Annotated in this window: 19 protein-coding genes and 1 tRNA gene; 18 read left to right on the top strand and 2 right to left on the bottom strand. The window is 38.8% G+C overall.

Annotated features, from left to right (window positions below):
• Nucleotides 1-547 precede the first annotated feature (547 nt).
• The 6 genes from WMO13_RS06970 to bioB all read left to right on the top strand — a co-directional run bounded on the left by WMO13_RS06970 (nt 548) and on the right by bioB (nt 7,544).
• Nucleotides 548-1,063 (top strand): elongation factor P hydroxylase, encoded by a 516-nt coding sequence (locus WMO13_RS06970; protein ID WP_051396114.1) that lies wholly within the window; start codon nt 548-550, stop codon nt 1,061-1,063.
• 11 nt (nt 1,064-1,074) lie between these two features.
• Nucleotides 1,075-1,605, top strand: coding sequence for a YfcE family phosphodiesterase (locus WMO13_RS06965; protein ID WP_026878457.1), 531 nt, complete (start codon nt 1,075-1,077; stop codon nt 1,603-1,605).
• Between the two features lie 415 nt (nt 1,606-2,020).
• Nucleotides 2,021-4,264, top strand: coding sequence for a ribonucleoside-diphosphate reductase subunit alpha (locus WMO13_RS06960; protein ID WP_026878458.1), 2,244 nt, complete (start codon nt 2,021-2,023; stop codon nt 4,262-4,264).
• A 170-nt stretch (nt 4,265-4,434) separates the two neighbouring features.
• Entirely contained in the window at nt 4,435-5,532 is a 1,098-nt protein-coding gene (locus WMO13_RS06955; protein ID WP_026878459.1) for a ribonucleotide-diphosphate reductase subunit beta, read from the top strand.
• Between the two features lie 536 nt (nt 5,533-6,068).
• Entirely contained in the window at nt 6,069-6,362 is a 294-nt protein-coding gene (locus WMO13_RS06950) for a hypothetical protein (protein WP_026878460.1), read from the top strand.
• 153 nt (nt 6,363-6,515) lie between these two features.
• Nucleotides 6,516-7,544, top strand: coding sequence for a biotin synthase BioB (bioB, locus tag WMO13_RS06945; RefSeq protein ID WP_084331424.1), 1,029 nt, complete (start codon nt 6,516-6,518; stop codon nt 7,542-7,544).
• Nucleotides 7,545-8,047: 503 nt separating this feature from the next.
• On the opposite strand, the gene glmS is transcribed toward bioB, so the two are convergent.
• Nucleotides 8,048-9,889 (bottom strand): glutamine--fructose-6-phosphate transaminase (isomerizing), encoded by a 1,842-nt coding sequence (glmS, locus tag WMO13_RS06940; protein WP_026878461.1) that lies wholly within the window; start codon nt 9,887-9,889, stop codon nt 8,048-8,050.
• A 407-nt stretch (nt 9,890-10,296) separates the two neighbouring features.
• On the opposite strand from glmS, the gene WMO13_RS06935 reads away from it, so the two are divergent.
• Entirely contained in the window at nt 10,297-10,878 is a 582-nt protein-coding gene (locus WMO13_RS06935; protein WP_051396115.1) for a HutD/Ves family protein, read from the top strand.
• A gap of 185 nt (nt 10,879-11,063) precedes the next feature.
• Here the strand turns inward: WMO13_RS06935 and WMO13_RS06930 are convergent, their stop codons facing one another.
• A complete protein-coding gene (locus tag WMO13_RS06930) occupies nt 11,064-11,801 on the bottom strand; it encodes a restriction endonuclease (protein WP_051396116.1) in 738 nt (245 codons plus the stop codon).
• Between the two features lie 544 nt (nt 11,802-12,345).
• Here WMO13_RS06930 and WMO13_RS06925 point away from each other — a divergent pair.
• The 11 genes from WMO13_RS06925 to WMO13_RS06875 all read left to right on the top strand — a co-directional run bounded on the left by WMO13_RS06925 (nt 12,346) and on the right by WMO13_RS06875 (nt 23,406).
• A complete protein-coding gene (locus WMO13_RS06925) occupies nt 12,346-13,785 on the top strand; it encodes a PLP-dependent aminotransferase family protein (RefSeq protein WP_026878462.1) in 1,440 nt (479 codons plus the stop codon).
• Nucleotides 13,786-13,963: 178 nt separating this feature from the next.
• Complete coding sequence (locus WMO13_RS06920; protein ID WP_051396117.1) at nt 13,964-15,328, top strand: cytochrome ubiquinol oxidase subunit I; 1,365 nt, start codon at nt 13,964-13,966, stop codon at nt 15,326-15,328.
• On the top strand, nt 15,328-16,332 hold the full coding sequence (gene cydB, locus WMO13_RS06915) for a cytochrome d ubiquinol oxidase subunit II (protein WP_026878463.1): 1,005 nt from the start codon (nt 15,328-15,330) through the stop codon (nt 16,330-16,332). The genes WMO13_RS06920 and cydB overlap by 1 nt, the downstream gene beginning before the upstream one ends.
• A 173-nt stretch (nt 16,333-16,505) precedes the next feature.
• Nucleotides 16,506-16,664 carry a DUF2474 domain-containing protein gene (locus WMO13_RS06910; protein ID WP_084331426.1) on the top strand — a complete coding sequence of 53 codons (159 nt, stop codon included), beginning with the start codon at nt 16,506-16,508 and terminating at the stop codon, nt 16,662-16,664.
• Between the two features lie 146 nt (nt 16,665-16,810).
• Nucleotides 16,811-16,887, top strand: a tRNA-Met gene (locus WMO13_RS06905).
• 176 nt (nt 16,888-17,063) lie between these two features.
• Nucleotides 17,064-17,708, top strand: a complete 645-nt coding sequence (locus WMO13_RS06900) for a hypothetical protein (protein ID WP_026878464.1) — start codon at nt 17,064-17,066, stop codon at nt 17,706-17,708.
• Nucleotides 17,709-17,710: 2 nt separating this feature from the next.
• Entirely contained in the window at nt 17,711-18,955 is a 1,245-nt protein-coding gene (locus tag WMO13_RS06895) for a hypothetical protein (protein ID WP_026878465.1), read from the top strand.
• Between the two features lie 177 nt (nt 18,956-19,132).
• A complete protein-coding gene (gene pilQ, locus WMO13_RS06890; RefSeq protein WP_026878466.1) occupies nt 19,133-20,569 on the top strand; it encodes a type IV pilus secretin PilQ in 1,437 nt (478 codons plus the stop codon).
• A gap of 186 nt (nt 20,570-20,755) precedes the next feature.
• The gene (locus WMO13_RS06885) at nt 20,756-21,310 is read left to right on the top strand and encodes a shikimate kinase (protein WP_034855333.1); all 555 of its coding nucleotides are present in this window, start codon (nt 20,756-20,758) and stop codon (nt 21,308-21,310) included.
• Complete coding sequence (gene aroB / locus WMO13_RS06880) at nt 21,307-22,383, top strand: 3-dehydroquinate synthase (protein WP_026878468.1); 1,077 nt, start codon at nt 21,307-21,309, stop codon at nt 22,381-22,383. The genes WMO13_RS06885 and aroB overlap by 4 nt, the downstream gene beginning before the upstream one ends.
• Entirely contained in the window at nt 22,384-23,406 is a 1,023-nt protein-coding gene (locus tag WMO13_RS06875) for an ATP-binding protein (RefSeq protein WP_026878469.1), read from the top strand.
• Nucleotides 23,407-23,408 lie beyond the last annotated feature (2 nt).

The following is a 23,408-nucleotide window of genomic DNA, read 5'->3' as shown; positions in this document are numbered from 1 at the left end:
ATTATTGCTGATTATTCGTTGATGATGGGAACTGGACGATGATTAAGTGTAAATTGTTTAATTTGAAAATTGCTTCATTGATAAAAGTAAACCTCTTAACTTAACGGCTTTTCTTTTAAAATAGAAGTAGTAATACCATAAAATTATCGCGTAGAATTTGTGACGACGGTTTCTGCATTATTTTTTAGAAGTAGCTTATTCTATGTAGCCTTTATTTACCCAATATAAAATACTCTATATATAGTAAATTTGGTTTAAGAAAAATGGTTTTTAGCTGTGTCAGTATCGGATTTTCAAAAGAATATAAAACCTTATTAAACAACACTTGCAAGATGCCGGATAGAACAGCTTCCTTATTTCTTACGACCGATGCGCCGGCATTTGAATAAGCTTATTTTGAACCGATCTTACTATAAAATAATTTTATTATAGTGCTATTTTGGAGATGAATACTTCTTTTGAAAGAGGTCAATCATCCTTATTTTTGTTCTTGTTTAGATGTTCGTTTAGAGATATTCGTTTAGATTTTTAGAAGAGAGGTTTTTCTATGACTCCGATCCCATTGCTTGATGATGATACGTTATGCGCACGATTGATTGCTACTTTAGCGGATGCTTTTCCGGATTTAATGATTCAAGGCGGTGCAGATGAGCCATTTTATGAGGCGGCCAAAGAGGAGCAAAAAGCGATTCTCTACTTTAGAAGTAATTATCCTCGAAGCTTGTTACACGAGCTTTCGCATTATTGTTTAGCCGGGAATCGCCGTAGAATGCTTGATGATTTTGGCTATTGGTATTTCCCTTGTGGTCGTACAGAAGAGGAGCAGATCCTCTTTGAAAAGGTCGAAGCGCGTCCGCAAGGTTTAGAGAAAGCTTTTTGTGAGGCCATAGGACTCAAGTTCTCCCCAAGCTTAGATGATTTTTCGGGCCGTCCTGCTTCCGAGCGTTTTTTAAGTAATCTTGAGTCAGCATATCAAGAGATGATGACGAATCCACCACCGACAGCAAAAAGGGCGTTAATCGCACTGAGATCTTTGTTTCGCTCTAAATTAGAAAAACATTGAGGAGAAAACGAATGAAACAAAGAGATCAAGAGATGATGAAAATACTTGTTCTATCCGATTCTCACGGAGATGGGGATTCGGTACTGAAAATTGTTAAAAAGCATTACAATGAGATTGAGGGGCTTATTTTTCTCGGCGATGGTGCTGAAGAGATTGTTGAGTTAAGCTATATCTATCCTGATTTACCGATCTATGCGGTAACCGGGAATAATGATCGGATTCAACGAGGTGGACGAGTTTCATTTCCGTTAGAACAAGTGATCGAAATTGCCGGTAGACGAATCTATCTTACTCATGGGCATATTGCGGATTATCGGAATGTCGCCGAAGCGGTTATAAATCGTGCTAGGTCTGAAGGCGCTTCGATTGCGCTACATGGTCATCTGCATATACCAAATCAAATCGATGCCGATGATGTAACGCTGTTAAGTCCCGGCAGTATTCGTTATCCTCGCGGGGGTAGTGAACCTAGTTATATGTTGATCTCTTTTGCAAATATGCAATTGAATGTTCAAAAATGTGAGGTTGCATTGCACTCTTGATAATCCATTACGTGGTTAGATAATTTGATTAGATAACTCGATTCCTTACAACCTTGATCTTTCGTTGTTACCTAGTAAAAACATAAATTACAAGTAATTTATTTTAGAAAATTTTCATAGAAACAAAAGTTGTCGAAAGCGGTTATAGTTGCTATCTTTTCCGATTTTCAAGTTCTGAATCGAATATTCCTTGCGCTTACTTTGGTGGGGGAAGAGTGGTATAGTAAACAGACCTAAATAAGGTTGAGATTCTCTCATCACTTTTTAATAAAATTGTAGAATGAACGCACAATTTCCATTTCTTGTTCTAAACGGGGGCGGGAATTTTTTGTTTTTTTAGTGATTAGAAAATCTTAATAAGTGATTAGGGTTAATATTTTCATATTGTTAATAAATAATAGGTGCGGGTGTTGAAATGATTAATTACGTAGTAAAGAGCAATGGCGAGCGAGAAAAGTTTGATGCCGAAAAATTGAATAAATGGGCAGAGTTTGCTGCTCATTATGAGGTTGATTGGAGTCCTATTACTCTTGAAGCTTATCGGAAATGTTACGATGGCTGCACTACGTTAGAATTACATAAAGCGATGATCGATGCCTGCGTGGAACGGGAAGATCATCAACACCTTAAAATGGCAGGCCGTCTTTTAATTGGGACAATCTATAAAGAAGCTTTTGGCGGTTTTAGACAAATTCCAAGTTTACCTGAATTTTATGATCGTATGGTCGCTCTAAAACATTGGGAAGCGATGGATTATAATCGCGAAGAGCTTGAAGAGCTTGAAGCAATTATCGATCATAATATTGATATTAACTACAATTACACGACATTACGTCAGATGAAAGATCGCTATCTTATTAGCAATCGTGTAACGGGCCTTTGTCTTGAATCACCACAATTTATGTTTATGGGCATGGCGATGCAAAATATGCAAAACCAACCTCGTGAACGCCGGATGGAAGATATTGCTAAGCTCTATCGCTATCTTAATGAATTGAAGATCAATACGCCGACACCAATGCTGATTAATATGCGTACCCCCCATAAAGGCTATGCTTCGTGTTGCGTTTATACAACCGATGATAATGTGAAAAGTCTCTCAGTGGGTGACCATATTGCGTATATGATGACTTGTGCATCAGCGGGTATTGGTTCACATCTTTTAACACGCTCAAAAGGGGATCCGGTTAAAGAAGGACGTGTTGTGCATCAAGGTAAATTACCTTATTACCGGATGATTCAATCAGCGGTACATGCTAATATGCAGGCATCTCGCGGCGGTTCTGCAACGGTCTATTTTAATGTATTAGATCCAGAAATCTTTGATCTACTAGTATTGAAAAATCCGACGACAATCACCCAAAAACGAATTCGTGATATCGATTATGCCATGATCGTGAATCGTTATTTTGTCGAAAAAGTAGCGCGAAACGAAGATTGGATGCTGGTGAGTTTACTCTATGCGCCAAAGCTATATGAATTATTCTACAGTGAAGATTATGAAGCCTTTAAAGCAGAATATGAGCGCGTATTAGCAGATGATTCTGTGAAGAAAACACTTGTAAAAGCGCGTGATATTGCGATTAAATCGCTTACTGAAGCCGCTGAAACAGGTCGTATTTATCTCACCTATATTGATGAGATGAATCGTCATACGCCATTTAAAGATACGATCTATTCATCAAACCTCTGTTTAGAGATTGCACTTCCTACCAAACCTTATACCGGCATGATGGATCTCTATTCTGATGATCCTGTTGGGGAAATTGGTCTCTGTTCATTAGCCTCGATTGTGGTTGGGCGCGTATCAGAAGAAGAGTATGAAGATGTTGCTTACTATTGCGCCTTGATGATCGATAATGTAATTGAGATTATGGAGTATCCATTTGCATCATTAGCGACCACAGCACAAGCGCGTCGTTCAATTGGTGTCGGGATTACAAACCTTGCGCATGAAATGGCTTTGAAGAAATTAAGTTATGCTTCAAGAGAAGGTAAAAATTATATCCATCAGATCGCAGAGCGTCACTCTTATTTCTTGCATAAAGCGAGTTTGCGTTTAGCACAAGAGAAGGGCAATGCGAAATGGATGGATCGTACTAAGTATCCTGAAGGATGGTTACCGATTGATACGTATAATAAAAATGTCGATACAGTCCATAATCAAGAATTGCTCTATGATTGGGAAGCATTGCGTCAAGCGATTATTGCTCAAGGCGGTATTCGTCATTCTGTATTAGAAGCGATGATGCCGGTAGAATCGAGCTCACAGCTTACTAATACAACGAATGGTCTCTATCCTATTCGGAACTTGAAAGTGATGAAGACATCAGGAACCGGTAAAAACTTACTACTTGCCCCTGATATGGATACTTTAGCGCCGTACTATGATATAGCTTGGAACTTAGATTCTAAAGATCTTATCGAGATGTATGCTATTATTCAGAAGTTCACCGGGCAGGCGATTAGTGCCGATCTCTACTTAAATATGCAAAGCCAGCAGACAATTTCAAGCAGACAATTACTCTCTGACTTTATCTATATGATGAAATTAGGATGTAAAACAAGATATTACCTCAATAGTGCTTCCGGAATTGTGCATGAAGGCTATGAGAAAGTAGAAGATCAGAGCTGCGCCGGTGGTGCTTGCACCCTATAGTCAGAAGCGTTAACCTAAAGTAACTTGCTCTAATTTAGTGATTGCAGGGTTAGAAAAGGTTAGCGCTATCGATCTATACTGCTGAAAATCAGCCTTAATAGTTACAGAATAGATAGAGATTTAATTCGGTGAAGCCTTAGCAACTTTACCGTTTTAGAGGAGAATGAGTAATGGAAGAAGTATCAATTTTTAATCAGAAGAATGATAATTGGCAAACAGGTCAATATCCACTCTTCTTAGGCGAGCCTCTTGCGCTCTATGATTCAATTAACACACCTTATCCGCGGTTATTTGATCTATATAAATTACAAAAGTCGATGGACTGGACGGAAGATGAGGTGAATTTGGAGCAATCGAGAATGGATCTTCTCAACTGTTCTAAAAATAACTATGACATTATGGTCAAAACATTGGCATTCCAATGGGAACTGGATTCAGTCGCTTCCCGTACGGTTGCGCCATTGTTTGCTCCTTTTGTTACAAACTCAGAATTGTGGGTGATGCTCTCAAAGCAATCAGAGATTGAAAATCTGCACGCATTGACTTACTCAGAGATTATTCGTCAATGTATCTCTGATCCTCAAGAAGTTTTTAAAGAAGTGATGCGCAACGATGAAGTCTTAAATCGTTCAACAACAGTTGTTGATTGTTTTAATGAGTTAGATCGTTATGGTTCACTCTATAAGCTCGGTAAAATTGATCGAGAATCAAGAGAGCTGAAATCAGTGGTATTAAAAGGATTTGTTGCGCTCTATTGTCTTGAGAAAATCGAGTTTATGAGTTCATTTGCTTGTACTTTTGCCCTCGCTGAGCAAAATATTTTCCAAGGCATTGCCAAGTTAGTACAAAAAATTGCCCAAGATGAGCAAGTTCACGTGATGATGGACGAAGCAGTTTTAGAGATCCTTTTCAAAGATCCATTCTGGGTAGAATTATTGCAAGAGAATAAGGAAGAGATTTACGCCATTATCAAAAGTGTGATTGATCAAGAATTTGATTGGAACCGCTATCTCTTTAGCGAAGGGCGTTCGATCGTCGGTCTGAATGAGATGCTACTCAATGAATGGGTTCTCTGGAATGCGCAAGATCTTTACCAATTTTTAGGTTTAGAGAATCCTTATAAACGCATTGCAAAAAATCCGCTCTCTTGGATGGATAACTGGTTTGATCTTAATAAAACACAAAATGCAAACCAAGAGATGGATAATACCAATTATCGTCTCAACAGCGTCACAGATGATGCAGAAGATGAGATTTTTGATATTTAAGGTCTAAATTTTAAGATATTTAGAGTTCGGTATTAAAGAGTGTAGATTATTAGCAGTCATTCAGATAAGAGTGACTGCTTTTTTACGGGTATATGAATATTGGAAGAATGAGATCATTCTTTCCTGCCTCGGGGTAACCATATTTTTGAATATATAGTAAGATCGGTTCAAAAGAAGCTTGTTAAAATGCCGGCGCATCGGCTGATCGAGGTGAGGCAAATGTTCTATCCGGCATCTTGCAAGCGCTATTTAGTACGGTTTGATGTTCTTTTGAAGTTCCACTCTAGCTACATAAAAAACATTTTTCTTAAACCAAATTTACTATAGTAAGACCGGTTCAAAATAAGCATTATTGATCAATATCACGCAGAGAAAGAATAAATGACTATTGATTCCTAATTAGATTTCTACTATGTTATCTTAAACTATCGTGTGATAAATAAGATGATTCAATATTGATTGTTGATTCTTATAGATTATTTTATCCTGGGCGATTTCCTGATTGCGGCCCTCTTCAGCTAAAAAGGATTCAAAAAATGACAATTTCAACGACTTTCCCTTTAACTTCTTCTCACTATATTCTTTCATTCCAAACTGTTCCGGGTTCTGATGTCTTAGCGCTTTGGCTGGAATCTCGAAAGCAAGAGAAGGTCTGTTTAGGGCATTACACTATTGCAACACAATTAACGTTACAACCTACGGCAACCACAATCCTCTCTGACATGGCACTGTTAGAAGTTTTAGCATTAGCAAGAGGATATGCACTCTATCGCCGGAAATGTTTCGCTGAAAAGCCGGTGCTATCAAAAGCAAATTTGCAACGTGCATAAGGGCAGTGTGTCAGTGGCATTATTTAATTTCCACTCTTTTTCCACTATTTGCCCAAAATAAATTCACACAAAAAATCTATTTCCCCTATGATAGATCAGTACGTTTTATTTTAAAAAAGCGCCAACTAAGCGCTAGATAGAGGAATAGACATAATGGAATATTATACCAATGAGTGGTCAATCGGTCGTGCATTAGCGCTCTTTGAAAAGCCACTTTTTGAGCTACTGTATGAAGCGCAAACTGTACATCGTCAAAATTTTGATCCAACGAAAGTACAAGTGAGCACCTTGTTATCCATTAAAACCGGAAAGTGTTCGGAAGATTGTAAATATTGTGCGCAAAGTGTACGTTACGATACTGGTTTAGAACCAGAGCAGTTACTGGCGGTAGAAAAGGTTATTGAAGAAGCTCAAGCGGCTAAAGAGACCGGCGCAAGTCGTTTCTGTATGGGCGCTGCCTGGCGTAACCCAAAAGCTCGCGATATGCCGATGATTAAAATGATGATCGGAGGTGTAAAAGGGCTTGGACTAGAAACTTGTATGACGTTAGGGCATCTTAATGCTGAGCAAGCGGGTGAACTTGCGGAAGCAGGGCTTGATTACTACAACCATAATTTAGATACTTCTCCAGAGTTCTACGCGAGTGTTGTAACTACTCATAATTACCAACATCGTCTCGATACGCTTGATTATGTGCGAGAAGCTGGCATTAAAGTCTGCTCAGGGGGCATTATCGGGTTAGGTGAATCAGTGAGAGATCGTGCTTCACTGTTGGTGCAATTAGCGAATATGGGAACACCGCCGGAGAGCGTACCGATTAATCGTCTAATTCCCATTCAAGGAACGCCATTTGAAGGCAATACGCCGGTAGATGATTTTGATTTCTTACGTACTATTGCGGTAGCAAGAATAATGATGCCAAAATCGATGGTGCGGTTATCTGCAGGCCGGGAAACCATGAGTGAAGAGTTGCAAGCACTCTGTTTTATGGCCGGCGCGAACTCTATTTTCTATGGTGATAAGCTTTTAACAACACCTAATGCTGATCAAATTACGGATAAAGAGCTTTTTGAAAAACTCGACCTCACTGCAACACATGATCCTTATAAACCAGGGCATAATCCACATACAGCGCAAAATGAAGCAGTAGATGATGAGGGCAAGAAAGCCTCTATTGCATAGTGAAATATTACACAGAAAGTTGAAGTAGGGAATCAATAGATATAGTAATATCGGTTCAAAATAAGCTTATTCAAATGCCGGCGCATCAGTTGTAAGAAGTAAGGAAGCTGTTATATCCGGCATCTTGCAAGTACGGTTTTATCTTCTTTTAAAACCCCACAATAGCTGTTTAAAAACCATTTCTCTTAAACCAAATTTACTATACTTATAGATTCTTTCTTATGAGATTATAAAAAACTCTACATTGTATAGATAATGTAGAGTTTTTTAATGACTTTGGTTTTGATTGTAGCTTTTATAGTCAGATCGGTTCAAAATAAGCTGATTTAAATGCCGGCGCATCGGTTGTAAGAAGCAAGGAAGCTGTTCTATCCGGCATCTTGCAAGCGTTGTTTAGTAAGTTTCTAAGTTCTTTTTAAAATCCCATGTAAGCTACTAAAAAAACCTTTTTCTTAAACCAAATTGACTATAACTTCTCAAAAATTAGCGAATGATCGCTTTATTTACTCAACAGTTAACGACTTCGCTAAGTTTCTTGGCTTATCAATATCTTCACCACGGACTAATGCCGCATAATAAGCCACTAATTGTACAGGAATCGTCAATAGAATAGGGCTTAAGCTATCGCTCACTTCTGGTACATGCATAATATGGGCACCTTTCAGATCATCAAGCGGCTCTTTGCTATCTGTGATGATAAAGAGCTGACCCTTACGAGCTAGGACTTCATGCAGATTTGCTCGAACCTTTTCAAAAAGTGCATCGTGTGGTAATAGCGCAATAATCGGCATATATTCATCTACTAGCGCAAGCGGACCATGTTTTAACTCACCCGCAGGATAAGATTCTGCATGAATATAACTGATCTCTTTGAGTTTTAAAGCCCCTTCAGCCGCGATCGGGAAATGGATTCCTCGGCCGAGGTAGAGAGCGCTTTTCGCTTCAATAAGGAGCGTTCCCCATTGACTTGCATCTTCTTGACAATTAAAGCTCTGAATGATCATTGCAGGAAGTTCATGCAACTTTTGTAAGTGGCTCAATAAGGTAGGTTGATCCAGTGTATTCCGATGTTTTGCTAAGCTATTAGCAAGAATATAGAGAGCTACTAGTTGTGTTGTGAATGCTTTAGTAGAGGCTACGCCGACTTCAATACCGGCTTCCGTATAGAAACGACAATCACTTGTACGAGGTAAAACGCTCTCTTTAACATTACAGATTGAGAGAGTTGCCATTGCGCCATTTTCCTTGGCATGATTCATCGCTTCAATGGTATCGAGTGTCTCACCAGATTGCGAGATAGTCACGACAAGCGTATCTTCTTCCATAATAATATCGCGATAACGATATTCACTAGAGATTTCAACACTTGTGGGGATTTTTGCAAAGCCCTCTAACCAAGATTTAGCGACTAAACCTGCAAAATAAGAGGTGCCACATGCTAAAATTTGAATACGCTTAATTTTAGAGAAGATCTCCGCGGCTCGGTCGCCGAAGATGTCAGGCGCAAATTGCGTTTTAAATGCAGATTGTGCTGTTGCTTCAATCACAGCAGGTTGTTCAAAAATCTCTTTGAGCATAAAGTGCTCGTAAGTACCAATATCGAGTTTTTCAATAGTGAGATCAGTAATATGAATTTTAGCTTCGATCTCTTTCGCGCTTAACTCAACTCCTTCAGGTGTACGGAAGTAAGGGATATTTCCTGCTCCCATAATAAGAAGATCGCCGGCATTAAGATAGATAAGGCGATTGGTTTCACTTACAATAGCTGCAATATCAGAAGCAATATAGGTCGCATTTTCACCCACGCCGAGAATAAGTGGGCAACCTTGTGCTGTGGCAATAATTTGTGAAGGATTATTTTCATCAATCACTAAAAAGGCGTAGTTGCCAGAGATGGTGGCAATGACCGATTTTACGGCAGAAAGTAGGTCTTTCTCTTGTTGTTGTGCTTCATGGAGAAGATGAGCAAGTACTTCAGTATCTGTTTCAGAATCGAATCGATATCCCTTTTCAATTAAACGACGTTTATGTGCTTCATAATCATCAATAATACCATTATGAACAATCATCAAATTATGTGATTGATGAGGATGCGCATTTTCAACGCTGACACCGCCATGAGTTGCCCAGCGAGTATGGCCAATACCGATCGAGCTTTGATAATTAGCAGCTTCTGTCAGGAGGTTTTGAGTTCTTCCTACAGCGCGAATGCGTTTAAGTTTGTTATCAGACAAAAAGGCAATACCGACAGAATCATAACCACGATATTCTAATTGTTCCAAACCTTTCAATAATGTAGGAAGGATGTTGTTTTCTTGACTTACGATACCAAAAATACCACACATTCTATAACTGCTCCTTTAAGTATAACTGGCAGTAATTATACTAGAAAAGCGCTATAAAACCTATTAATCTCTACTTCATGGTCATAGAATAACCTATCTTTAGCTATGAATCTCTGTTTATTCACAAAACTGATCTTTATTGTCCTCTTCGAGGATGCCATAATCCATTGTTTTGGCATTTTTATTTTGATATTTATTGAAGAATCTTTGCAAAATTGTAGGAGAGTTTTTATGATGTGTAGCAATAAACTTAATAATGAGAGGCTGTAGCGAAATAATTATTATTAAGATGATGATTAAGATGAATATTGAAATTAATGGCATAACTATTTGGGGAAGTATGAGTAGTAACAATAGAATCGAGAATATATTTACAATATAGAACAAGACAGAGGATACAATTAATTATGGAACTCATCCGTTATAACACATTAGAAGAAAAGCCTTGGAAAAATGGGCTAGGTACCACTAGAGAGATCGTGATTTGGCCATTAGATGCAGATTTGTCAAACTTTGAGTGGCGCGTGAGTGCAGCTTCGATTATCTTCCCTGGGCATTTTTCCCATTATCCAGAAGTAAGCCGAAGCTTAGGCGTATTATCAGGGAAAAGTGCCGAGCTTAAACTCGGTGAGACTACAAAAACATTGTCTTACAAAGGCGAAATTCTACGCTTTGATGGCGGAGAGCATGCAGAAGTATTAAGTGCTAATGGTCCTGTGCTTGACTATAACGTAATGAGCCGAGATAAAGCTGTGACTCATGAGCTGAATTATGTTTCGCTCTCTAAAAAGGCGCTTTATACACGTCGTGGTGATTTTACGTTAGTGACTGTTTTCAATGCTTGTGAATTAATCGTTGCCGGTAATGTTGTGCCGATGGCGGAATTTGATTCGGTGCTCTTTAAAGAGCGGGATGCCGGAGAGTTCTCTTTTGAGAATGACCAAGATAAAGTAGATATGTTGGTTACAGAAATTTGGAATGAAGTGTAATCATTACTGCTTCAGTACCTACTATGAGTAAACTGTAAAAGTAAAACATAGACGCCATAATTAGCTGATTGTGGTGTTTTTATATCCTTTTATCAATTTATTGGCGATTTTATCCATCATTCGGTCTATCACTTCATTTTCGGAGCTCTTTAATTCTTCTTTGTTTGGTAAGTGTCTGCAGAATGTTAAAAAAGTCGACCACGATCAGGATTTTGAATATTTCGAATCATCTCATCAAGACGATTACGATCGATGAGAATCACATCGAGTTTTAAGGCCGCATTAATCGCCGCACGAGTAAATCCACTATTAGTAATGACAATTGCTCGATCAATTTGATAGAGTTCTTTTGCGGTATAAATCTCCTGAATGGCTGATAGTGGGATATTTTTACCCCAGCGTTTACATTGAAAGCCATATTTAATGTCTTGATGTTCGGCATAGACATCTAATCCTTGATCTTGGCTATAGGGAGAGACTTTAATATTTTTAAATTCATATAAGGCTAAGAGATTAGCGACATAATGTTCAAATTTTTCTCCATCCATTTCATCAATCTCGGCGAGAGTATAATTTTTGGTATTCCGATCCTTATGATAATGATTCTGTAGTATTGATATATTATGAAAAATATTGCGAAAAAGTGGTCTATTAGTGAGATATAGTCCAAGTTGCAATATCTCATCCCCTAACATTTTAAATGCAGGAATATAAGTGATGATTAATCCTAGAAGTAGAAATACAGGATTAGTATGATGCAGAAAGGTGATATAGAGTAGAAATAGATTGATTACCAAAATCCCAAGGGTTGTTTCAGCCGGAGATATCTTAAGAAGCTTCGCAAATGCCAATCCCGGGATAAGTATTAAGAGCAGAATATTAATAATTCCGAAACTAGATAGAAACGTATTTTCAGCGCGCAAAAAGTTAAATCCTAAAAATGCTAAAGCGCATAGGATAGTAAAAGGCATTAAAAAATAACTAAATAGATATTTTGAAATAGTAAATGCGCAATTCATTTCAGGCTTAATTATCAATTAGTAAAGGGGTTGCGCAAAAGCTAGGTAAATAGAGGAGTTACATATTAACACATCATTTACCCTGTTATTAGGGAAATGTTGCAAAATGGTTCAAAATAGCGATATTTGATGAGAGCAGTATTTAAGCAGTGATGCATTGAATGGATGAATGAATTTAATTTGATTGAGGATGTCTTTAATTGGATTTAACTTATTGAGATTGTTGATGATTGTTTATATAAAGCGATGTGGCTGCTTATCCTTCCCATGGTAAATATTGTGAATAAATAGAAGCTTTATCTGAAAAATAGAAAAGCATTGTTATAATGATCAATTGCCTTCAAGGATGTGGGCTCTATCTAAAGTGGATAGATAGAGTATGAAAAAAGTAGAGTTATTCATGATTTTTTCGTCTTGCGGGCGAATAGAGCTATTCAAGGAAGAATGTATGACGCGTTATGAGAATATTGCTAATGAAATTAGCCAGTTAATTCAATCAGGAATATTACAACCAGCGGAGAAAATTCCCTCTATTCGTAAAGCTAGTAAAATGTTTGATGCGAGTCCGGCAACGATTCAGCAAGCTTATTATTTATTAGAAACACAAGGCATTATCTACGCTAAAGAGCGTTCAGGTTTCTATGTCACGCCGATTTTTAATGAAATGAAGGCGATGGTAGAACCCATTTCTGTAGATCCTTTAACGGGGAAAGAGATTGAGATGAGTGAATTTATCTACTCAGTCTTAAATGCGCATAAAGATCAGACAAATGTCCCTTTTGGCTCTGCATTTCCAAGCCCTGAGCTATTTCCTATTAATCATCTTGCGGTGAGTATGAGCAAGGGATTGAATCATTTAGCTTCAACGCCCTATGAGTTAGTGACCGATATGAATGGGGGCTGTAATGAACTTAAGCGTCAGATTGAGTTTCGCTACTTTTTAAATGGATTGAAGATTAATGCTTCAGAAATTGTGATCACAAGTGGCGCAATGGAAGCTTTGAGCTTATCGTTACAGGCGATTACAAAGCCTGGAGATATTGTGGCTATTGAATCCCCCTGTTTTTATGCCATTTTGCAGATATTAGAACTATTACAGTTGCGAGCCGTAGAGATTTCAGTCGACCCCGAATGGGGAATGCGGATCGAAGAGTTAGAGCAAGCAATTGATCAATTTGATCTCAAGGCAGTTGTACTGATGACAAAGTTTCAAAATCCTGTTGGAAGTACAATGCCAAAGAGTCGGTTAAAAGCGTTATATCAGATGATTAATAGACACCAAATACCGATTATCGTGGATGATGTCTATTCTGAAATCTATTATGGCACAGCGTTACCTGATTATTTAAAGAGCCTCGATGAGGATGGATTGATTCTGCATTGTGATTCATTTTGTAAATCTTTAGCGCCGGGATTTCGAGTAGGATGGGTTGCGGCAGGGCGTTATGCCACTAAAATAGAGCGTTTAAAATTGATGACAACGATTTCTCCCTCGGTACCTTCACAACTAGCGATTACCCATTATTTAAAACATCGACATTATGATCGGCACTTAGCAAAGCTTAGAGTTGAGTTTCAAAAGTCACAGCAGAAAATGGTAGATGCGATTCATCGTTATTTTCCAAAAACGGTTGAAATTGTCATGATTCCAAAAGGAGGATACTTTCTGTGGATTAAGCTTCCGAGTCATATTTATGCCCTAAAATTATACGATAAAGCTTTGACGCATCATATTAGCATTGCACCAGGTCCCATATTTTCGGCATCACAACAATATCAGCACTATATTCGTCTTAATTATGGAATGAAATGGAATGAGTTATTAGATCGTGCTATGAAAACATTAGGGGGGTTAATAAAGGAATTAGATGAAGCAATAGAAGTTTAATGAGCGACTTGAACAGATTATCATCGAGGCTTGTTATTTAATGTTGTCTATAATTCATTCAATTCCAAGGTAATTTTACAACTGTACTGCTTTTTTGATGAAAACTGTACCTGTTAGTTGATGTAGGTCATTGTTAGAGTAGGCTCCTTGAATAGTTTTGTCTCATTAGGAGCTCTAAATGTTTGGAATTGAAGCGCTTGATCTTGCGCGTATACAGTTTGCTTTTACTGTCTCTTTTCATATCATCTTTCCCGCAATTACGATTGGACTCGCTGCATATCTCGCGACCATTCATCTTTGTTGGTATGTGACAGGAAAAGAGAAGTACAGAAATATTTATTATTTCTGGAGTAAAATTTTTGCAGTGAACTTTGGGATGGGAGTTGTCTCTGGCGTTGTAATGGCGTTCCAGTTTGGAACTCATTGGAGCGAATTTTCTCGCTTTGCCGGTGGAATCACAGGCCCTTTATTAACTTATGAAGTAATTACTGCCTTCTTCTTAGAAGCAGGTTTTTTAGGCGTGATGTTATTTGGTGAGAAGCGCGTTAGCCGAAGAGTTCACTTAATGTCAAGTTGGCTTGTAGCATTAGGAACGTTCCTCTCAATGTTCTGGATTCTTTCATCAAATAGTTGGATGCAAACCCCAGCAGGTTATGAAATTGTTGATAATCGCGTAGTACCCGTAGATTGGCTAGCGGTTGTCTTTAACCCTTCATTTATCTACCGTTTATTGCACATGGGCTTTGCCGTATTTGTCACCACAGCTTTAATGGTTGGAGCTGTCGCTGCTTGGCATCTACGTAAAGGCGATCATTCACCTGAGTTCAAAAAAATGTTCTCAATGTCGATTTGGTTCTTGGTGTTAACGATTCCTGTACAGATCTTCCTTGGAGATTTACACGGTCTAAATACGCTTAAATATCAACCAACTAAAATAGCTGCTATTGAAGCACATTGGCGTAATGAAGGCGATGAGCCTACACCGCTTGTTCTTGTTGCTTGGCCTGATATGGAAGCAGAAGAGAATAAATATGCGATCGAAATTCCTGTATTAGGCAGTATCATTTTAACGCATACCCTCACTGAACAAGTACCGGCATTAACAGATGTACCTAAAGCGGATCGTCCGAATGTACCGCTTGTATTCTGGTCATTTAGAATCATGGTCGGTTTAGGTGGCTTAATGTTATTAGCTGCTGTTGTAAGCCTTTATCAACGTGCGCGAGGCACTTTCTACACTAGTAAACCTTGGCTCACCTTTATGGTGTATATGGGGCCTGCGGGATTACTCGCGATTTTAGCAGGTTGGTTTGTTACGGAAGCCGGCCGTCAGCCTTGGGTGATTGAAGGATTACTTAGAACGGCTGATGCTGTCTCGCCGCATACCAATTTACATATGAGCATTAGCTTAGTGAGCTTTGTGGTTGTGTACTGTTTAATCTTTGTGACAGGTTATTACTACATGATTCGCTTGATGCGCAAAGGCATTGATCCGAATGGTGGTCATCACAGCACAAAATCAGTTACAGAAGGAGATAAATAATGACTTTTGATCTTTCATTTATTTGGGCAGTGATTATCCTTGTCGGTGTGACTGTCTATATTATTGCCGATGGCTTCGATTTAGGGGTTGGGATTTTACTCCCCTTTGTCAAAGATGAAGCCTCTAGAGATGAGTTTATTGATACTATTTCGCCTGTATGGGATGGTAATGAAACTTGGTTGGTATTGGGCGGTGCGGCATTAATGGGCGCATTCCCGGTTGCTTACTCGGTTATTTTAGATGCCTTTATGTTGCCGATTATCATTATGCTTTTTGCTTTAATTTTACGGGGCGTTGCATTTGAGTTTCGTGTTCATTCCCCAAGTGGTCATAAAGGGCTTTGGACCGTCGCATTTGTGGTAGGCTCTTATGTGACAACCTTTATGCAAGGTATGATGGCTGGCGCCTTCTTAGAGGGCTTTAGTGTGAGCAATGTCGATTCTGTCATTCGTTTTGTCGGTAAGGGGACAGATTGGATTTCACCATTCTCGATTTTAACGGGTGTAAGCTTAGTCGTGATGTTTGCCTTGTTAGCGAGCTTTTGGGGCGCAATGAAAGGGCATGATACGCTCAGATTACAGTTAGAGAGCAAATATAAAGGGGTTATTTATCTCTTCTTATTGGTATTAGTGGCAATCTTTGTCGCGATGAGCTTATCAGGTCGCTTAGCACCGGTATTAACAGGCACAAGGCTTTATCTTGTAGCGGGTAGTATGATTGTCATTGCATTAATTGTGATTCTATTACTCTTTAAATCGATGAGAAATGGGGCGCGTTTTGGCTTAACAATGCTCTCTGTTGTTTGCGGGATGATCGGTTATGTATCACTATTCTTCCCCTATATCATTCCACCAAGCATCACACTCGGGATGGCTGCATCTGCCGGATCTAGTCAGATGTTCGGTTTAGTAGGAACGGTGATTTTATTACCCATTATCATTGCTTACCTTCTATGGACTTACTATATATTCCGTGGAAAAGTATCAGAAGGTGATGGCTATTAATCCATAATGATCGTTGAATGATAGATATCAAAGGGGAAGTATTCATAATTGTGAATATTTCCCTTCATCTCATTCGCTAAGGCTTATTCAATTAGGGCGATAGCGCTATAATCACACGATTCACTATGTCACTATTAATAGGTGAATGAATAAAGAATATAAGGAGAACAAATATGCAAATAGACAATATCCCCGATAACACAACGCATTCAACCTCTAAATTAAAACAATTTGGCTGGTTGATTCTACTTTGGGGTGGGAGTGTTGTATCATTATTGATCGTTGTAATGATTATTCGTTTCTTTATGACGATGGCAGGGCTTAAAAGCTAAGAGATTGCTCACAATCCACTTCTCTAATTCCTTGAAATAATGACCGTTCTAAAGTGACAAAATCAGGTCTAGCGCAAATAGTGCGCAAGTAAAAATATAGTGTTGACAGAAAGTATGATAACCTATAAAATTCTCATCAGTTCTTAGGACATATAGCTCAGTTGGTTAGAGCACAACACTCATAATGTTGGGGTCGCTAGTTCGAATCTAGCTATGTCCACCATATACAAGAATGAAAGCCCGCTTAATAGCGGGCTTTTTGTTTGCCTAAAACCTGTTTGACGGGATTTTTGGCGAGATTCATTTATTCTCTCAATTTATTCTCTTAATCCCTTTTCATAATCCCCACTTTTAATTTCCACATACTATCTTTCTTCTGTGATTGAGAGGAATGTAGCTATGTATTTCAAAATTGAAGAGATCCCGCAAAAAGTAACCGTGAGTAAACGTGCCGAGATAAAGGCTGTTTTAAAGTCTTTTGGGGCAAAATTATGGCCTAAAACGGCTCGGCAAGAACGATGGTTTATGGTCTGTTTAGTGCTTGTCATTCTGATGATGATTTTTGGGTATGATTGGGTAAAAATAGGGATTAATCAACGAATCATCACGCAATCAAAAGAACGGCTTTCTGAACTGCAACAACAGCAGAATGATCTCGATGGAAGCCTTGTCCCTTTCCAGACGGTATTAACTCGAGATTTTATTCAGTCTCATTGGGCGAATATGTTGGCCTTTGATCGGCTATTACAAATGTGGGTAGAGAATCAGATTTCCCTGCAAATTTTAACGATCAATAAAACCGAGGATGATGTGTCGTGGCGGATAGAGGGGAGAATAGTGCAATATCAAGATTTGATGAAGCTTGAAACGATTGCCGGTGAGTTAGGTTTTCAGAGTGAAGTGATATGGCAAAATCCTCGTACAACAAAAAGGGATGAAGAGGCTCCTAATGGGCAAGATATTACGGTGTGGATTACGCCGATTGGTTCACCAATTAATCTACACATTCTCTCCAATGACACTTTTAACATTACGGCGGGATAGTGATGCGTGCTAATTGGCAAGCTTTACGGGCTTTTTTACAGCAAGATTTACGAGATTATCGGCTCAAAGATTACGATGCGCTACCGGCAAAAGCTCGTTGGTTGTTGCTAGGTTGTATTTCTATTCTTTTTTTATTTGTAGTGATTATGGGCTGGCGAATGATATGGTTTCATGATTGGCAGAGTGCTCAATATGCGGAAAAAGTCGATCTATCTCGACAAATTGAATTATTGAACCTAAAAAATGGGCAGTATCAAACGTTTTTAACAGAAGCGCGAATGCAAGAGGTGAATCTTGTGATGGAGCAGATGGCACTAGATGGAGAGGTTACTCGTGATATCCTCAATGAAATTATGGGGAAGATGACATCCTTTACCGGCGAAGTTCGACAGTTTTCCCCTAAGTTAGAATCTTTAACGAATCGAACAAAGCCTAGTAAAATTGGCGGTTATCGGGCAGGTATTCAACGGAAATCTCAAGCTAGGCAAACCGTTACTTCTTTGACATCTTATAACCTCCCATTGTTGTGGGATAATTTAGTGGCCAACTCACAAGCAGAACGAAATTTATTAGACAGCGCATTTGAGCGGTTAAATCTGACATTTGATCTTTGTGGTAATCAGGAGGATCTGTATCGTTTACTGTATCAACTGAGCCATATACCCCATTACCTAATGTACGTGGAATCTCTGCAATGGCAGGGTAATGATTATTCTCAGAAAACCTGTAGTAGTGACTATAACGGACATTTGCAAGCAACCCTGCATTTCTATGCATTATTACAACTATCGGATTATGTGCCGATATTATTGCAAAATTCTCCTATTGATTTACCTCGCGATATTGCTCAGGTTTCATTAAGTTGGGCAAATAGGGAAGAGATGAACGAGAAGATAAACGAGAAGATGAAAGAGAGTTCTCAGTGGTTAGAGCAATCCCAAAGTGCTCAGCAGGATTCTTTGATTGCAGGTTCTCATATTCACTCCTTATTTCTTACCTCGGCAATGGCGCTAGGAGCAACTCAGATGGATGGCAGCGATACTTTTATTTGGAAGGTCGGCGACAATTACCAGGGGTATCGTTTGATGGGGCTCTTTGTTCGAGGTGGAAAGCGTTACGCTATTATTGCATCGGAGCGAAATATACAAGAGTCACAGGTTATTACAGAAGGAATGTTTGGACTTGTGATGATTGATCTTCCTGCAAGGCAAGTCATTCTTGATCCTATCAATAGGGAGGAAAACTGATTGTAACGAATTGTTGGTAGATGAATAGAGAAACAGAAAAATAGAGAAATAGAGAGATTCTGCTTGTGTGCATAGTAGATGATATTCCTAAGAAGCGTATCGATACCGTATTGATGATGTGCTGTTGACACATTGATAACAAAAAAACATATTACATATCAAAGAGAGAGATAAGAGATGGTGCATTTTATCTTACCCTTATGGGGCATTTTACTTGTATTGGGTTTATCAATGCAGACTGTACGATTAAAGCAGAAGCAGTTTATAACAAGATTATTGTCTATCTCCCTCTTAATATTGCCGGTTGTGGTTTTTGCTCAATCTGGGAATCTTCCGGCATTGCAATTAGAGAGTCGTTCGCAGAATGAGTCGATAGTAAACCCAGAGCTTAAAATTTCTCAAAATCAATTGCAGACGGATGATGCCGGCAGGATGAGTCTAACATTTCATAATGTCAGTCTTTCCTATCTTCTCAACCTGTTAGCGCAAGAGAGTGGGCGAAATATTATGGTGCATCCATCTGCAGAGCAGAATGTTACTTTAAGTCTTGAACAGATGACGCTCGATGAGATCTTAGAAGCTATTTTACTCTATGCAAATTTGCGCAAATATCAGAAAGGGGATCTGCTTTTTATTATGAATGAGCCTGAATATGAGCGTCTTGCACAAGGAGGGTTGCGAACAGAAGTGATTACTTTACATTATGCAGAAGCAGAAGAGCTATTGCCGGTATTGGAGAGTCATCTCTTTGATGGCGGCGTGCCTAAAAGTTATCAAGGATCTATTGGGGCAGATCATCGTTTAAATCAGCTAGTGATTACAGATCAAGCCGGTAAATTAGAGAAGATGAAGCGGGTCATTCAAGCACTTGATCGGCCAGCGAAGCAGGTAGAGATTTCTGCTTATATTGTCGCTGCTTTTGATGATTTTGCCAAAGAGCTTGGGGTCAATTGGGGTTTAAATTATGCCAAAGGAGATTATTCTATAGGCGGTAATATTACAGATCGACCCGGCTCGGGTAATTTTGGGGGAAATGTAGGTTCATTAACCTCATTAGGGGTCAAAGATCCTAATTTCTCAATGGCCTATATGATTTTAGGGAAAGGGCTGAATTTAGGCTTAGAATTATCGGCGATGCAATCGGAAGGGCGTGGTGAGATTATCTCAAATCCCATTGTGCTAACGACAAGTCGAAAGCCCGCGTATATTAAGCAAGGCGCAGAAGTTGCTTATTCCACAAGCTCTAATGATGGGACGAATACTGAGTTTAAAGAAGCGGTAATGGAGCTCAACGTTAAACCACATATTACGCCGACAGGGAAAATCTTAATCGATATTTTTATCTCAAAAGATGAAATTATTGGTTATGAGAGTAAAGGAGAACCGATTATTGGTAAGAAAGAGCTGAAAACACAGGCAACTGTTGGGCATGGAGAAACTGTGGTGTTAGGCGGAATTTATGAATATGAAAATGTGACCGGCGTTGAGTCTGTGCCTTTTCTAAGCGGATTACCATTTATTGGTAATATGTTTAAAAAAGAGACGAGCCGGCGGCGAAAAGCAGAGCTCTTAATATTTATTAGTCCGAAAATTGTTGATACACTGATGCATTAAAATAGGGTTGCATTAGATATTTAAGTCTAAGTAAATATATCAGATACATTCACCCATAAATATACATATATATATTGATGATGTAGAGTCTGCGAGATCAAACTTAATGGTGTATATTGTGTAATAATAAGAACGTATGAGAGCAAATTATAATAATAATGATATTGTGGGGATGACTAAAACAATATGTGTCAGTGTAATATCTACTTAATAGGACCGATGGGGTCAGGGAAGTCTACTGTTGGGAGATTGTTAGCGCAAACAATAGGGTATGAGTTTGCAGATAGCGATCACCATGTTGAGGCCAGTACAGGGGTCAATATTCCTTATATTTTTGAGATGGAAGGGGAGGCAGGCTTCCGAGATCGAGAAAGCAGGGCGATTGAAGAACTCTGTTGTAAAGAGAAAATCGTATTAGCAACTGGAGGCGGGGCAGTACTTCGCTTTGAAAATCGTCAGAAATTGAGAGAAAATAGCCTTATTTTTTATCTCAATGTTTCACCTGAAACTCAGTTTGATCGGGTGCGTTTTGATCAACAGCGGCCATTATTAAAGCATGATGACCCTAAATCTGTATTGCAGCAGTTGTACAATGTACGAGATCCTCTTTATAGAGAGATTGCTGATTATATAATTTATTCAGATAATATCCCCCCGAAGATAGTCGTCAGTGGTATCATAGAGAGCATTCTTGAAAAAAAAGCAATGCTCCCAGAATGGTTGATAGGAAATAGTAAATGAAGAGTTTAACCGTTGATTTAGCAGATCGTTCATATAACATTGATATCGATTGTAATCTTTTGGCATCAATGCGTTTTGCAGAAGCGTTTCCTTATGAACAACGATTAGTATTAACCAATACAACCATTTATGCGCTTCATTCAGATCGTATTCTCTCTTTAGTAGATGGAAATCGTAATCAAGTTGTGATTATTGAAGATGGTGAGCGCTATAAAAACTTACAGTCATTTGCCGAAGTGCATACGCGTTTATTGGAATTAGAATTTAATCGCAAATCCCTTTTAATTGCTTTTGGTGGTGGTGTTATTGGAGATTTAGCTGGTTTTGTTGCAAGTACATATCAACGTGGGATTGATTTTGTACAGATTCCTACAACACTATTAGCGCAAGTAGATAGCTCAGTAGGTGGAAAAACCGCAGTGAATCATCCTCTTGGTAAAAATATGATTGGAACTTTTTATCAGCCAAAACGAGTGTTGATTGATCTTTCACTACTTAAAACGCTGCCTCAGCGGGAATATATTAGTGGATTAGCTGAAGTGCTGAAGTATGGTTTTATTCAGGATGCAGAGTTTCTAGAATGGATGAGGGTACATTATGAAGAAATTCTCGGGAAAGAGAGTGATACAGTTGCGGAGATGATCTATCGATCATGTTCATATAAGAAAGGGATTGTCGATCAAGATGAACGGGAATCCGGGATTCGGGCAACCTTAAATCTTGGACATACTTTTGGACATGCGATTGAAAAATTGATGAAGTATCAAGGGATATTACATGGAGAAGCAGTTGCAATCGGAATTAATATGGCGGGCTACCTCTCTTGTCGTATGGGATTGATTGACAAGAAAGATCAGCTCTACATTACTTCGTTACTACATCTCTTTGGCCTACCTTGTGAGGCGCCTGTAGCCTTTGATATTCATGCATTTTTAAATGCGATGCGTTTAGATAAGAAAAATACCACGAATAAGATCCGGTTTGTTTTATTTGAATCGGTTGGCAAGGCCATGATTACAGATGATATTCCGGAAGCATATATTATTGAAGCAATAGAGTTTGGTACACCATAGATGCGAAAATTAGAGCTTTTGCATAATCTTCCTTGGCTTCCCTTAGGGCCTACCGAAGAGGTTTTGCAGAAAATTGAATATCATATTAGTGCTAATAGGGGGGATTTTTACTCTGTCTTCGGTCCTTCAGGTTGTGGTAAAACACGATTCATGCTGGAATTAGCTGAACGTTTGCAACAACATGAACATATTGTTGCGCGTAGTATTACTGCATGTGGTAAAGGCTTTTATCGACAAATATCAGATATTTTAGGTTGCGAAGAGAATGAGCAGGAGATTATTGCGCGGTTAGAAGAAGTCCCGCCTACCGGATTAAAAATGGTGCTTTTAGTCGATGGTGCAGATTGCCTTTCAAATGAAGAGCTGGCTTTTCTCTATCGCACTAAAGAGCGTATTAATCGTATTAATCGACATCCTGATCTTGTGCTAGTGCTCTTTATGGATCTTAATAATCAAGATATCTTCTCTAAGGAAATCTTACGTCACTCTAATAGTTATACCTTAGGACCTGTGAATTTAATGCAGGTACGGGATCTATTGACGCACGTTTATCAGTATTATGGTAAAACTCATGATTACTCTATGGCCAAATTACGGCAGTTACACGCATTTTCGTATGGTTATCCTGGACGCGTTGTCCGATTGATTGCCCATGATTTTGAACCTTATTTTAAAATTAAAGGTTGGCACATTGCGGCGATTCTTTCATTGATCCTATTAATAATTGTAACAATATTTAGCATTCATTATCGCGATGAACTATTAGAGGCTCTTGGCTTTGATGACCTATTACCGCCCCCTATTACCCTAGCAGAAACAGGACGATCAGCTCTGACACCTTTTCATGAACAGATAGCAATCGAAGCCTTTGAAAGAGCAGAGAAACGCGATGATGATCGTTATGCTGGCATTATCATTATTCAGAGTGGGTCGATGGAAAATCCTGATATACCTAATAATGATGCAACTAATGGTGATATATTGAACGGTGCTTCCTATAATGAGATCCCTAAATCTCCTTAATA

The sequence above is a fragment of the Ignatzschineria larvae DSM 13226 genome, from assembly GCF_038500265.1.
In the GTDB taxonomy this organism is placed as follows: domain Bacteria; phylum Pseudomonadota; class Gammaproteobacteria; order Cardiobacteriales; family Wohlfahrtiimonadaceae; genus Ignatzschineria; species Ignatzschineria larvae.
Note: the sequence above shows the minus strand (reverse complement) of the source record. Positions and strands in the feature narration are given on the sequence as shown.

Excerpts from the sequence above, each read along its gene's own strand:
- WMO13_RS06960 (WP_026878458.1), top strand. The coding sequence starts at position 2,021 with ATGATTAATTACGTAGTAAAGAGCAATGGCGAGCGAGAAAAGTTTGAT.
- WMO13_RS06900 (WP_026878464.1), top strand. The coding sequence starts at position 17,064 with ATGTATTTCAAAATTGAAGAGATCCCGCAAAAAGTAACCGTGAGTAAA.
- WMO13_RS06970 (WP_051396114.1), top strand. The coding sequence starts at position 548 with ATGACTCCGATCCCATTGCTTGATGATGATACGTTATGCGCACGATTG.
- WMO13_RS06920 (WP_051396117.1), top strand. The coding sequence starts at position 13,964 with ATGTTTGGAATTGAAGCGCTTGATCTTGCGCGTATACAGTTTGCTTTT.
- WMO13_RS06950 (WP_026878460.1), top strand. The coding sequence starts at position 6,069 with ATGACAATTTCAACGACTTTCCCTTTAACTTCTTCTCACTATATTCTT.
- WMO13_RS06885 (WP_034855333.1), top strand. The coding sequence starts at position 20,756 with ATGTGTCAGTGTAATATCTACTTAATAGGACCGATGGGGTCAGGGAAG.
- WMO13_RS06925 (WP_026878462.1), top strand. The coding sequence starts at position 12,346 with ATGACGCGTTATGAGAATATTGCTAATGAAATTAGCCAGTTAATTCAA.
- cydB (WP_026878463.1), top strand. The coding sequence starts at position 15,328 with ATGACTTTTGATCTTTCATTTATTTGGGCAGTGATTATCCTTGTCGGT.
- WMO13_RS06875 (WP_026878469.1), top strand. The coding sequence starts at position 22,384 with ATGCGAAAATTAGAGCTTTTGCATAATCTTCCTTGGCTTCCCTTAGGG.
- pilQ (WP_026878466.1), top strand. The coding sequence starts at position 19,133 with ATGGTGCATTTTATCTTACCCTTATGGGGCATTTTACTTGTATTGGGT.
- WMO13_RS06895 (WP_026878465.1), top strand. The coding sequence starts at position 17,711 with ATGCGTGCTAATTGGCAAGCTTTACGGGCTTTTTTACAGCAAGATTTA.
- WMO13_RS06910 (WP_084331426.1), top strand. The coding sequence starts at position 16,506 with ATGCAAATAGACAATATCCCCGATAACACAACGCATTCAACCTCTAAA.
- WMO13_RS06955 (WP_026878459.1), top strand. The coding sequence starts at position 4,435 with ATGGAAGAAGTATCAATTTTTAATCAGAAGAATGATAATTGGCAAACA.
- WMO13_RS06965 (WP_026878457.1), top strand. The coding sequence starts at position 1,075 with ATGAAACAAAGAGATCAAGAGATGATGAAAATACTTGTTCTATCCGAT.
- bioB (WP_084331424.1), top strand. The coding sequence starts at position 6,516 with ATGGAATATTATACCAATGAGTGGTCAATCGGTCGTGCATTAGCGCTC.
- glmS (WP_026878461.1), bottom strand. The coding sequence starts at position 9,889 with ATGTGTGGTATTTTTGGTATCGTAAGTCAAGAAAACAACATCCTTCCT.
- WMO13_RS06935 (WP_051396115.1), top strand. The coding sequence starts at position 10,297 with ATGGAACTCATCCGTTATAACACATTAGAAGAAAAGCCTTGGAAAAAT.
- aroB (WP_026878468.1), top strand. The coding sequence starts at position 21,307 with ATGAAGAGTTTAACCGTTGATTTAGCAGATCGTTCATATAACATTGAT.